Source organism: Micromonospora sp. M42 (assembly GCF_000568915.1).
GTDB classification, from domain to species: domain Bacteria; phylum Actinomycetota; class Actinomycetes; order Mycobacteriales; family Micromonosporaceae; genus Micromonospora; species Micromonospora chalcea.
In genome coordinates this window covers 121877-134036 of sequence record NZ_KK037233.1, presented here as the reverse complement: position 1 = coordinate 134036, position 12160 = coordinate 121877, and the positions used below count along the sequence as shown (strand labels likewise).

The 12160-nt window shown below is 68.4% G+C and carries 10 protein-coding genes; 5 read left to right on the top strand and 5 right to left on the bottom strand.

Annotation, left to right across the window (positions count from 1 at the left end; all coding sequences use genetic code 11):
• Window positions 1-53 precede the first annotated feature (53 nt).
• Complete coding sequence (locus MCBG_RS00415; protein ID WP_084789375.1) at window positions 54-1583, top strand: glycoside hydrolase family 43 protein; 1530 nt, start codon at window positions 54-56, stop codon at window positions 1581-1583.
• A gap of 17 nt (window positions 1584-1600) precedes the next feature.
• Here the strand turns inward: MCBG_RS00415 and MCBG_RS00410 are convergent, their stop codons facing one another.
• The 4 genes from MCBG_RS00410 to MCBG_RS00395 all read right to left on the bottom strand — a co-directional run bounded on the left by MCBG_RS00410 (window position 1601) and on the right by MCBG_RS00395 (window position 6668).
• Window positions 1601-2470 carry a carbohydrate ABC transporter permease gene (locus MCBG_RS00410; protein ID WP_043322941.1) on the bottom strand — a complete coding sequence of 290 codons (870 nt, stop codon included), beginning with the start codon at window positions 2468-2470 and terminating at the stop codon, window positions 1601-1603.
• Complete coding sequence (locus MCBG_RS00405; protein ID WP_051611455.1) at window positions 2467-3420, bottom strand: carbohydrate ABC transporter permease; 954 nt, start codon at window positions 3418-3420, stop codon at window positions 2467-2469. The genes MCBG_RS00410 and MCBG_RS00405 overlap by 4 nt, the downstream gene beginning before the upstream one ends.
• A 71-nt stretch (window positions 3421-3491) precedes the next feature.
• A complete protein-coding gene (locus MCBG_RS00400) occupies window positions 3492-4748 on the bottom strand; it encodes an ABC transporter substrate-binding protein (protein WP_043322939.1) in 1257 nt (418 codons plus the stop codon).
• 393 nt (window positions 4749-5141) lie between these two features.
• Entirely contained in the window at window positions 5142-6668 is a 1527-nt protein-coding gene (locus tag MCBG_RS00395) for an alpha-N-arabinofuranosidase (RefSeq protein WP_043322936.1), read from the bottom strand.
• A 154-nt stretch (window positions 6669-6822) separates the two neighbouring features.
• Between MCBG_RS00395 and MCBG_RS00390 the strand changes: the two genes are divergently transcribed.
• From MCBG_RS00390 to MCBG_RS32250, 4 genes are all read left to right on the top strand, one after another.
• The gene (locus MCBG_RS00390; protein WP_043322934.1) at window positions 6823-7218 is read left to right on the top strand and encodes a GntR family transcriptional regulator; all 396 of its coding nucleotides are present in this window, start codon (window positions 6823-6825) and stop codon (window positions 7216-7218) included.
• Window positions 7215-8114: an ABC transporter ATP-binding protein gene (locus MCBG_RS00385; RefSeq protein ID WP_043322931.1), complete on the top strand. Its 900-nt coding sequence runs from the start codon at window positions 7215-7217 to the stop codon at window positions 8112-8114. Before MCBG_RS00390 ends, MCBG_RS00385 begins: the two co-directional genes overlap by 4 nt.
• A complete protein-coding gene (locus MCBG_RS00380; RefSeq protein ID WP_043322927.1) occupies window positions 8111-9076 on the top strand; it encodes an ABC transporter permease subunit in 966 nt (321 codons plus the stop codon). The genes MCBG_RS00385 and MCBG_RS00380 overlap by 4 nt, the downstream gene beginning before the upstream one ends.
• A gap of 136 nt (window positions 9077-9212) precedes the next feature.
• Window positions 9213-10472, top strand: a complete 1260-nt coding sequence (locus tag MCBG_RS32250; RefSeq protein WP_140946093.1) for a hypothetical protein — start codon at window positions 9213-9215, stop codon at window positions 10470-10472.
• A gap of 614 nt (window positions 10473-11086) precedes the next feature.
• On the opposite strand, the gene MCBG_RS00375 is transcribed toward MCBG_RS32250, so the two are convergent.
• Window positions 11087-12115: an acetylxylan esterase gene (locus MCBG_RS00375; protein WP_043322924.1), complete on the bottom strand. Its 1029-nt coding sequence runs from the start codon at window positions 12113-12115 to the stop codon at window positions 11087-11089.
• Window positions 12116-12160: the final 45 nt, after the last annotated feature.

The window sequence follows — 12160 nt, the reverse complement described above, 5'->3', positions numbered from 1 at the left end:
TTCGCGACATCGACACTCGTGGAGGCGTTGTGCCCGTACGAGAAGGAGCGGAAATGGAACCGGAGCCTGCGGACGACGGCTACCGCAACCCGATCCTCCCGGGCTTCTGGCCCGATCCGAGCATCTGCCGCGCCGGTGAGGACTACTACCTCGTGTGTTCGAGCTTCGAGTACGCGCCCGGTGTGCCGATCTTCCACAGTCGTGACCTGGTCAGCTGGCGGCAGATCGGCAACGTGCTGGACCGCGCCGGTCAGCTCCGTTTGCCGGCCGACACGCTCGCCTCGCGGGGCATCTACGCGCCGACGATCCGCCACCACGACGGCCGGTTCTGGGTCGTCACGACGAACGTCACGCTCGACCGGCACCTGATCGTCACGGCGACCGACCCGGCCGGCCCGTGGTCGGACCCGGTCTACCTGGATTTGCCCCACGTGGACCCGTCGCTGGCGTGGGACGACGACGGCACCTGCTGGATGACGGTGTCCGGGGTCGAGTCGTACCGGATCGACCCGCGTACCGGAGAGGTCCTGGAAGGGCCGGTGCCGATGTGGTCGGGGACGGGCGGCCAGTACCCGGAGGCGCCGCATCTGTACCGGGTCGGCGACTGGTGGTACCTGCTCGTCTCGGAGGGCGGCACCCACACCGGCCACGCGGTGAGTGTCGCTCGCGCCCGCTCGCCGCGCGGGCCGTTCCAGCCCGGGCCGGCCAATCCGATCCTGACGCATCGCGGCACCGACCGGCCGGTGCAGGCGACCGGGCACGCCGACATGGTCGACGCGGCCGACGGCAGCTGGTGGATGGTTCTGCTGGGGATCCGGCCGAAGGGCCAGTGGCCGCCCTACCACGTCCTGGGACGGGAGACGTTCCTGGCGCCGGTGCGCTGGGTAGACGGGTGGCCGGTGGTCGACCCGGTCTCGATCGTCACCGGCCCGGATGGGACGAGCCGGTGGGCCGAGCGGGACGACTTCGACGACGAGCGGCTCGGCCCACAGTGGATCTCTCCCCGTAGCCGGCCCGATTCGGCGTGGTCGTTGACCGACCGGCCCGGCTGGCTGACGCTGCACGCGACCGGCGACAGCCTCGACCGCAGTGGCGCCACCGTCGTCGGCCGCCGCCAGCAGCACCACGACTGCCGGGTCAGCGCCCGCATCGATCCCGGCTCCGGCCGGTCCGGCCTGACGATCAGGATCGACGAGGCCCACCACTACGACCTGGAGCTCGCCCGGGGGCAGGCCCGGGTCGTCGGCCGGGTCGGACCGTTTCGGCAGGTGTTCGGGGAGTGCCCGGTGCCCGCGGGGGCGGTGACCGTGGCGCTGGCCATCCGGACCACCGGCGTGCTGCCCCCGACGGTCACCTCGTCCGGCGACCTGGCGCGGGCGGGCCTCGTCGGCGTCACGGCGGCCGGCAGTGACACGATCAGCTTCGAGGTCGAGACCGGCGACGGCTGGTCGTGCCTGGCGGAGCTCGACGGACGCTACCTGTCCACCGAGGTCGCCTCCGGGTTCACCGGCCGGGTCATCGGCATGTACGTCACCGAGGGAAGCGCCGGTTTCGACTGGTTCGACTACCGGCCGGCCGGCTGACGGGACCGAGACGGACCTCACCCCTTGAATGCGCCTTCCATGATTCCCTGCACCAGACGGCGTCCGACGAACACGAACAGCACCAGCAGCGGAATGGTGGCCAGGAACGAGCCGGACATGGCCAGCCCCAGGTCGATGTCCCGGTTCTGCTGCAGCGCCTTGATGGCGATCTGGACGGTGTAGTTCTCCGGCGACTTCAGGACGATGAACGGCCACAGGAAATCGTTCCACGCGTAGACGAACGTGAACAGCCCCAGCACGTACGCCGCCGGGCGGACCAGCGGGAACGCGATCCGCCAGAAGATCTGCCAGGTGGTGGCGCCGTCGACACGTGCCGCGGCCATCAGCTCGTCGTCGATGGTGCTGCCGATGTGCTGACGCATCCAGAAGATGCCGAACGCGCTGACCAGACCGGGAACGATCACCGCCTGCAGGGTGTCGACCCACTCCAGCTGGGACATGATCAGGTACTGCGGCACCACCGCCAGCTGCGCCGGCACCGTCATGGTCAGCACGACGATGAGGAACAGCGTGTTGCGGCCGGGGAAGGACAGCTTGGCGAAGGCGAACCCGGCCAGCGCGCAGAGCACCGCCTGGCCCACGGCGATCGTGCCGGCGACGATGACGCTGTTGAGCAGGGACTGCACGAACGGCACGATGGTGAAGACAAGCTCCGCCAGGTGCAGGAAGTTGCCGCCGGGTGTGATCGTCGGCGGGAGGGTCGTCGCGGTGGCGGAGTCCGTCGTCGCCACCACGAACATCCAGTAGAGCGGGAAGACGCTGGCGAGCGCCACGAGCGTGAGCAGCGCGTACACCGCGATCGAGACGCGGTTGGCCGAGCGCCGCCGGGTCCGTACGGGCGCGGCTGTCGAGGGTGCGGGCTTCATGGGCGCTCCGAGCGGACGCGGGTGGCCAGCAGATAGTTGAGTCCGGAGAAGGCGACCACGATGACGAAGAGCGCGACGCCGACCGCCGCGCCGTAGCCGAAGTGGAACTGCCCGAAGGACTGCTCGTAGAGGTAGAGGGTGACGGTCTGGCACTGCCGTGCCGCCCCGCACGTGAGCCCGCCCACCGGGTTGGCCAGCAGCGGCTCGGTGAAGACCTGCAACCCGCCGATGGTCGACGTCACGACGGTGAACGCGATGATCGGCCGCAACGACGGGATGCTGATGTGCAGGAACTGTTTCCAGCCGTTCGCGCCGTCGGCGGCGGCGGCCTCGTACAGCTCCCGGGGTACCGACTGCAGCGCGGCGAGGTACAGCAGCGTGTTGTACCCGGTCCAGCGCCAGGCGATCATCGTGGCGATCATGACGTGGCTGCCCCAGAGCGAGGCTGTGAAGTCGATGTGGTCGAAGCCCAGCAGCCCGAGGAACCAGTTGATCATGCCGTAGTCGCGGTCGAACATCTGCGCGAAGACGATGGTCGTGGCCGCGACCGAGGTGACGTAGGGGACGAGCACCGACATCCGGAACAACGCGGCCAGCCGCAGCCGCGCGTGGTTGAGCAGATGCGCCAGGCCGAGCGCCAGGAGCAACTGCGGCACCGTCGACATCACCCAGATGCTGAACGTGTTCCGCAACGCGCCCCAGAAGCGCGGGTCGTGCAGGAGTTCGGTGAAGTTGTCCAGCCCCACGAAACGGTGCTCACCGATGGGATCCCAGTCGAACAGGGAGATGTAGAAGGTGAACAGCAGCGGGAAGAGACCGAAGATCAGGAAGAGCACGAAGAACGGCGCGATGTACGCGTACGGCGCCAGGAACTCCCGTACGCCCTGCTGGATCCGCCGTCTGCGATGGGGCCGCCGGAGGTCCGGCGGGGCCGTGGCCGGGCTGAGCATGGTGGTCAAAGCGTCACCTCCGCGATGGGCGGCAGCCGGGCGGTGCCCGGCTGCCGCACGTCAGCCCTCGGTCATTCGCGTACGGCGTTCTTGACGTTTGTCAGCGCGGTGTCCCAGGCCTTCGCCGGGCTCACCTTGCCCTGTTCGACGCTGGTGAGCGTGTTGAGGAACTCGGTGCCGATCGGGCCGTCCTGCGGGCCGAAGTAGAAGGGCTTGATCCCCAGCACCGACTGGGTGTAGATCTTGCCGATCGGCGCGTTGCTGAAGAACGGGTCGGTCTTTCCGACCAGCTGCGGGTCCGTGTAGACCGACGGCGTGGTGGGCAGCGACCCCTGCATCAGGAAGTGCTCGAGCTGACCCTTCGGCGACTGCATCTCGGAGATGTAGTTCCACGCCGCTTTCGCGTTCTTGGCGCGCTTGGGGATGGCGAGGAAGCTGCCGCCCCAGTTCCCCGAACCCCCGGGAATGGTGGCGATGTCCCACTTGCCGTTCGTCTCGGGGGCGTTCGTCTTCATCTGGCTGAGCATCCAGGACGGTGAGCACACCACCGCGTAGTCGCCCTTCTTCATGGCCGCGGTCCAGCCGGAGGAGAACGACCCCTGCTTGGCGGAGATGCCCGCCTCGAAGGCCTTCAGCGTCACGTCGAACGCCGCCTTGACCTGCTCGTTGTCGTAGTCGAGCTTGCGGTCGGCGCTGTAGTAGCGCTGGCTGCCCTGGTTGACCGCCTGGAAGAAGACGCTGGTCGGCGTGTTGTCCACGAACGGCTTCCCGGTCTTCTGGACGTACTGCTTACCGACGTTGATGAACTCGTCCCACGTCGGCCAGAGCTTGGCGACCTCGTCCCGGTCGGTGGGCAGGCCGGCCGCCTTGAACAGATCGGTACGGTAGGCGACCGCCAGCCCGCCGACGTCGGTCGGCACCCCGATGATCTTGTTGTCCTTGGTCGTCGCCTGCGACATCACCCAGTCGAGGTAGTTCCCCTTGATGTCGCCGGCGCCCAGCGTGGTGAGGTCGACGAAGTTGTCCGGCGACTGCATGAACTTCGGCAGGTCGTCGGCCTGGATGAGCACCAGGTCGGGCACCTTGCCACCGGCCAGCGCGGCGGTGAGCGCCTGCGCGGTCTCGGTGGTGCTGCCGACCTCGGTGAGCTTGATGCGCACATCGGGGTGCGCCTTGGTGTAGACGTCGACGTCGGCCTTCTGGTTGATGTTGGCAAACGACCAGAACTCGAAGGTCTTCGAGTCGGATTCGCCGTCTGATCCGCCACATCCGCCGAGGAGGAGCGCGGCGGTGGCGATGATGGCTACGGTGCTCCGGACGCGTTTCAACGGCCCTCCATGCGGTAATCGTGCGCGGCGGTGGTCGGGTGACCGTGGCGAATCAGCGCGGCGGCCCTGCCGGCGGTGGGCACCGCAGGCGAGGTCGTCGTCTCCGAAACTTATCGAGATATTTACATGCCAGGATTGTGTGCGCTGAGGCTACTAAGTGCCCCGCCATCCGTCAACGACCCCGCTGCCTGCGGTAGCACCGAGCAAGAGGCAGACGTTCCGACCGACACAGCACCGAAAATTATCGGACCGAGCAGCGCGCCACTGGGCGAACTCGATCGACCGAGGTCACTGGCGATTTCCTGGCCCCAGGCGCCGGAGTGAGGAGAGGAACGCAGGCGTCACCGGACCGCTGTCGTCACGCGGCCGTGCGCGGAGCCGTGTGTCCGGCGGTCAGGCGAGGTCGAGCGCCACCGTGACGTACGCGTGCGGCGGCAGTTCGACCTCCAGGCCACGCGGGTGGTCCGTGACCCCGGCGTGCTCGCGGGGCGCGACGCCCGTGGTCGACGGCGTGTTGTGCGCGTCGAGCGCGTCGGCGGTCAGGATCGTGGCCCGGTGGGCGGTGACGTCCCGTCCGCGCAGGTCGAGGACGACTGTCGCCGGACGCCGCGCGTCGAGGTTCGACAGCGAGACCAGCGCCGTGTCGCCGCGCGTCGAGGCGGACGCCGAGAGCGTCGCCAGGTGATCCCCCGCCACCTCGCGCACCGGGACCTCGCCCTTGAAGGTCACCGCGAGCGACGCCGCGTCGTGGTGGGCCCGGTTCATCGCGAACACGTGGTACGAGGGCGTGAGCACCAGCGCGCCCGTCTCCGGGTCGGTGAGAATCATGGCCTGGAGCACGTTCACTGTCTGCGCGATGTTCGCCATCACGACGCGCGCCGCGTGGCGGTGGAACGTGTCGAGGTGCACCGCGGCCACCAGCGCGTCGCGCAGCGTGTTCTGCTGGTAGAGGAAGCCGGGGTTGGTGCCCGGCTCCACGTCCCACCAGGTGCCCCACTCGTCCACGACGAGGCCGACCTTGCGCTGCGGGTCCCAGCGGTCCATGACCGCCTCGTGGCGTGAGACCAGCTCCTCGATCCGGGTCGCGTTCCGCAGCGCGAGGTACCACTCCTCCTCGTCGAAGCCGGTCGCCGCGCCCTTCGACGACCAGCCTCGGGTCATCGTGTAGTAGTGCAGCGAGACGGCCTGGAACGGCCAGGCGCGGGAGTCCGGCGCCGCCAGGTCGTCGAAGGAGCGCATCAACGTCTCGGTCCAGTGGTAGTCGTCGCTGTTCGCGCCCGCGGCGATCCGGTAGACGGTGTTGTCGCCGTGGTCGCGGACGTAGGTGGCGTACTGGCGGGCCAGCGAGGCGAACTGCTCGACGCGCAGGTTGCCGCCGCAGCCCCACGCCTCGTTGCCCAGTCCCCAGAACGGGACCCGCCAGGGCTCGTCGCGCCCGTTCTCCCGCCGCAGCGCGGCCATCGGAGAGTCGTCGCCGCGGGTCAGGTACTCGACCCACTCGGACATCTCCCGCACGCTGCCCGAGCCGACGTTGCCGGAGACGTACGGATCCGCGCCCAGCAGCTCGCACAGCGCCATGAACTCGTGCGTGCCGAAGGAGTTGTCCTCGACCACGTCGCCCCAGTGCGAGTTGACCATGCGGGGCCGCAGCTCGCGCGGGCCGATCCCGTCGCGCCAGTGGTAGTCGTCGGCGAAGCAGCCGCCCGGCCAGCGCAGGTTCGGGATGCCGATGCGGCGCAGCGCCTCCACCACGTCGAGGCGGATCCCGCCCTCGTTCGGGATCGCGGAGCCCTCCCCCACCCAGAAGCCGCCGTAGACGCAGCGCCCCAGGTGCTCCGCGAAGTGGCCGTAGACGTGGCGGGAGATGGTGGGGCCGGTCAGGTCGAGGTCAATGACGGCGGTGACGGTGGAGGCGGTCATGGTCGTCCTTGCTGGAAGCGGCCTGCGGGATGCGGCGTCGGCAACGATACAGCCATCGGCGATCATGTCGATCCCCCAGCCGCGGCCAACCCGCCCTTCTTGACCGCCCACCTGCTGCTTTACTACGGTACTAGTAAAACAGCGAAGGGACACCGTGTTCGTCTTCCGGCTCGACACCCACTCCGGCGTGCCGCCGTACCTGCAACTCGTCCAGCAGGTCCGCCAGGCGGTGCTGCTGGGCTTCCTCCAACCCGGCGACCGCCTCCCGCTCATCCGCGAGGTGGTCGAGGACCTGGCCATCAACCCGAACACCGTGGCCAAGGCGTACCGGCAGATGGAGCAGGAGAACCTGGTCACCGGCCGGCCCGGCCAGGGCACGTTCGTCACCGAGCAGCAGTCGGCCGCGATGTCGCCGTCGACGTACACGTCGCTGCGCCGCGGCCTGGCGACGTGGCTGCGCCGCGCCTACGAGGCCGGCCTCGACGAGCAGGCGGTCGACGCGCTCTTCACCTCCGTCCACCAGCAGACGAGAAACGAGGACGTGGCGTGACAGACACCGAGATCGCGCTGCGCACCGACGGCGTGGGCAAGCGGTACCGGAAGGGCTGGGCGCTGCGCGACTGCACCCTGACCCTGCCGGCGGGCGGCGTGATCGCCCTGGTCGGGCCGAACGGCGCGGGCAAGACCACGCTGCTGCGCCTGATCGTCGGACTGCTGGCGCCGAGCACCGGCACCGTCGAGGTCCTCGGCCACGACGTCACCGCCAGCACCCCGCAGACCCTGTCCCGGATCGGGTTCCTGGCCCAGGACCACCCGCTGTACAAGCGCTTCACCGTCGCCGAGATGCTCCGCTTCGGCCGGGCCTGCAACCTCCGCTTCGACCAGGGGCTGGCCGAGCGCCGGCTGGCGAAACTGGGCATCCCGCTGGACCGCCGGGCCGGCTCGCTCTCCGGCGGGCAGCAGGCCCAGGTCGCGTTGGCCCTGGCCCTGGCGAAACGGCCGGACCTGCTGGTCCTCGACGAGCCGGTCGCCAGCCTCGACCCGCTGGCCCGGCGCGAATTCCTGCAGGTCCTCATGGGCGCGGTGGCCGAAGACGGCGTGACGGTCCTGTTCTCCTCCCACGTCGTGCACGAGCTGGAACGTGTCTGCGACCACCTGGTCGTGCTCAACCACGGCCGGGTCACGCTCACCGGTGACATCGACACCCTCCTCGCCGAGCACCGGCTGCTCGTCGGCCCGCGCACGGCCACCGACCTCGACCGGGCCGGCGCCGTCGTGGAGGCCGTCCACAGCGACCGGCACACCACCCTGCTGGTACGCGACGGCGGGATCCCGGCCGCCCCGGGCTGGCAGGCCCAGCCGGTCGGGCTGGAGGACCTGGTGCTGGCGTACCTGCGCCGGCCGTCCGAGCCGGGCGCCGCGGTCCCGTCGGAGGTGGCGGCATGACGTGGTTGATCTGGCGCCAGCACCGCACCGAGGTCTGTGTCCTCGGTCTGCTCCTCGGCGTGTTCGGCATCGCCCTGCTCGTGCTCGGGACGCAGGCCCACGACCTGTTCCCCGGCGGCCCCGCCCGGTGCGCGGGAACAGCAGGCGCCGGCGAGACGTGCACGGCCGCCTTCCGCCGGCTCGACGAGGAGTACGGATACGTCGAGAACCTCCTCGCGGCCTTCTACCTGGTGCCCGTCGTCATCGGCGCGTTCCTCGGCGCGCCGCTGCTCGCCCGCGAACTGGAGGACGGCACCTGGCAGCTCGCCTGGACCCAGGCCGTGCCGCGGATGCGCTGGCTGGTGGCCAAGCTCGCCGCGCTGGCCGGCGTCACAGTCGCGCTCACCGGCATGTTCACCGCCGTGCTCACCTGGTTCCGTCAGCCGTTCGACGCCTGGGAAGGGCGGTTCCAGTACGACGCCTTCGACCTGGAAGGGCTCGTTCCGCTGGCGTACGCGCTGTTCGCGTTCGGCGTCGCCACCGCCGCGGGGGCGATCCTGCGGCGCAGCCTGCCCGCGTTCGGCGTCGCGTTCGGGGCGTTCCTCGCCGCCCGGATGTCGGTGGCGCTTCTGGCCCGTCCCGCGTACGCCACGCCGCTCACCACCATGGAGCCGGTCCCCGCCGGCGGCACGAAGGGTCAGGCCGGAGCCGGCGTCGCCGACTGGGTGATCGAACGCGGCTACGCGGACGCCGCCGGGCGCAGGCTGAGCTCGACGGAGTACTACGAACTGGAGGACGCGGCCAACCAGGCCGGCACGAACCTCAGCCAGTTCCTGCACGAACGCGGCATCCAGCGGTTCGGGGTCTACCACCCGGCCGACCGGTTCTGGACGTTCCAGCTCATCGAGGCGGCGGTGTTCGTCGCGGTCGCGGCGATCCTGATCGGCGTGGTGGTGTGGCGGGTGCGGCGCCGAATGATCTAGTCCTACGCTGAACATGGGACATAACAAAACTCTTCGTTTCCACCTTTACATTCCTGCAGCACTGTCAGCTTTTTGACACCGAGCGGATCCGATCAGCCGGTCTCCTGGTGCGCGCGATGACCGAAACTATGGCGTCATGGAAGAGGAACTTGGCAAGGCGGCTATAGCTGTCCTGGTTGCTGCGATTGGCGGCACCGTGAGCGCTGGCCTTCAAGCTGCAGTGAAGAACCTGCGCAAGCGAGTTCACTCTCAGCTTGTCGACTCAGACAGCGGCGAGATTTACGATGAATGGGAGAGAAGCCCGAAAAGCCCGCGGACCCAAGCTGAACTGGCTGCGGCGATCGACTGGCTGGCGAAAGATGATGCGGCCTTCAGTTCCGACCTGCGGGAGTTGATCAAGGAAGCGGCGCAAGAAACTGGCTCCACCCTGGGTGACCAAGTCAGGAGCACAGTCAATGCCAGTGGCGAATCTAAGGTAATGAGTGGAATTTTCCATGGCAAGACCCATATGGGCGACAAGGTAAACAAGACGAACACTGTAAAGTTCGGTGGTGGCATTTTTCTGGCTATCGTCCTTGTGGTTGCCATGACCTACGGCTACAAACAGGTTTCGTCCGAGAATGACACGGCGAACCAGGCGCAGGTGGACCCGATCTCGCAGTCAACGGTTATGCCTCAGACCGCGAGCGCGAGCGCGAGCGCGACGGCAGCGTCACCCAGCGCCACACCCTCGATCCCAGCCAGCCTGTCGGGCACACTTTCCCTCCGAACGCCCCCGCCGAGCTACTCGTACGAGCTGACCTACACGTTTCCGGCGCTCGACGCTGCCCGGAGTGAGATCCTGAACGCGCCGCCGGGCAAAACCGATGTCATATTGCCGCTGGCTTCTCCTGGTGTCATGGAATTGCGGAATACGACACAGGGCCGCGTCGCGGCGGGACTCGGGACCATTGTTTTCGGCTTGGCGTACAGATCAAATCGGCCCACCTGCCGATGGATGCCAAAGCAGTTCGGCCGCTACGGCATCGCCGACTTCAACCCGCTCGGTCAAACCATTGCCAGCGGTGGCCGCTCTGCCAAGTATTGCATCTTGAACGCGGCGGTCTTTCAGCAGCCAGAACCGGGTGGCCTTCAACCGGACACCACCACGATTCTCGGCCAGCCGGCAGCCGCCACACCTGTGCGGGAAATGGTATTTTACGGTGTAGACGAGAACGCGGCGGCGAAACTGATTGCAGATCTGGCACAGGAGCCCAATCTCCTGATGATAGCGCGGGTAGGTGACTGTTGCCTGAGTGACTCTTTGGACCCTCCGCTCAGTTGCGAGTTTCATTCAGAGAACACCATTGCATCGATGTTCGTGATCAGCTCTTGGCCCGAAGTGAAGTGCTCTTAACTCACTTCCCACTCGGGTGACTTGCTCCAGGGTTGATCCGTCGGCCGTGGTCGATGCCGCTGGCCCAAGTTCGGGCATTGCAGTGAGCCCCTCGATTGCATGGCCGGGGACGTGCCACCGGTGAGCGCATCGTCCTCACCGGTGCGGACCATCGCCGGCGTCTCGGAAGGTCATGCCCGAGCCTCTCGCTCGATTCGCCCCGGCGGCGGCAAAGACGTGGCGTTGGGCCCTTCGGGAGGGCCCAACGCCACCCGAGAGGGTTGCATTGGAGACGTACGCGTGGCGCTGGAGTTCTGACCGCTTGCTGAGCTGCTCCCCCAACCTTCCTCACCAATTCATGACGTCGCACCATGAGGTACGCGCGTCGATCTTCGCCTCGGTCATGTCGACCACTCGTGCGGGTTTTCTGTCGTCTCTGCGCCCTTCGGCGTGGCCACCCGCGTCTGGTGGCGCGAGATCTCGTATTCCTGGACGGCCTAGCGGCACCCGGCAAACCACGCCGACTCCTCTAGCGAACAAGGTGCTACGCCCACGGGGCCGCCCTTCTCGACGTCCACTAACGTCGAGTACCTCCATGGCGAACCGACACCTACCTCGGGCATCCAGTAAGTCCGTCAGCCGGCTGCCGTCCCGGCGGAACGCATCACCGCATCCAGCCAGCGCAGCTGCCGCCGGACGTGGACGGCCTCCCCGCCCTCGTGGCCGTTGAACGGGTACGTGTGCATCTCCCGTAGCGGCGCCGCCGATCCGCTCGCGGCGGCGTACTGGTTGTAGGCGGCGAAGCCGGTGCTCGGTGGGCAGACCTCGTCGCGCAGACCGATCCCGAAGTGCGCCGGGGCGGTGGCGCGCCGGGCGAAGCTGACGCCGTCGACGTAGGACAGCGTGCGCCGGACCGGCTCCTCGGCCTCGCGGTGCACCGCGAGGTAGCGGGCGATCTCGCCGTAGGGGGACGCCTCGGTCACTTCGATGGCGCGCTGGATGTCGCACAGGAACGGGGCGGTGACCAGGAGCGCGGCGAGGCCGTCGACGAGGCCCGCCGCCGCGAGCGCGAGTCCACCACCTTGGCTGTTGCCCACCGCGGCGACGCGGGCCGGGTCCACCCCGGGCAGTACGCGGACGGCGTCGATCGCGCGGACCGCGTCGGTGATCAGGCGGCGGTAGTGGTAGTCGTCCGGGGACAGGATCCCCCTCGTGGCGGGGCTGGGCCCGCCGGGAGCGTCGTGCGGGTCCGGGGTGTCACCGCGGCTGTACAGGCCGGCCTGTCCCCGGTTGTCCACCAGCAGGTGGGCGTAACCCGCCACCGGCCAGGTGAGCCGCTCCCCCGGCAGGCCCCGGCCGCGCCCGTAGCCGGGGTACTCCACCACTGCCGGCAGCGGCGTGGCTACGCCCGCGGGACGGGTGTACCAGGCGCGCACCGGTTCGCCGGCGAACCCGGCGAACGTCACGTCCCACACGTCGAGCAGCCGCAGGTCGGTGGGTTCGGGGCGGACGTCGACGAGCACCGGGCTGGCCGCGGCGGCGGTGAGGGTGGCCCGCCAGAACCGGTCGAAGTCGGCGGGCTCGACGACAGCCGGCGTGTAGCGGCGGAGCTGGCCGAGGGAGATATCAATCGACGCTCTTGACACGAAGATAACGATACCCATAAATTTCCGAAAGGCTTACGACGTATTACCGGAAACGTTCCGGCC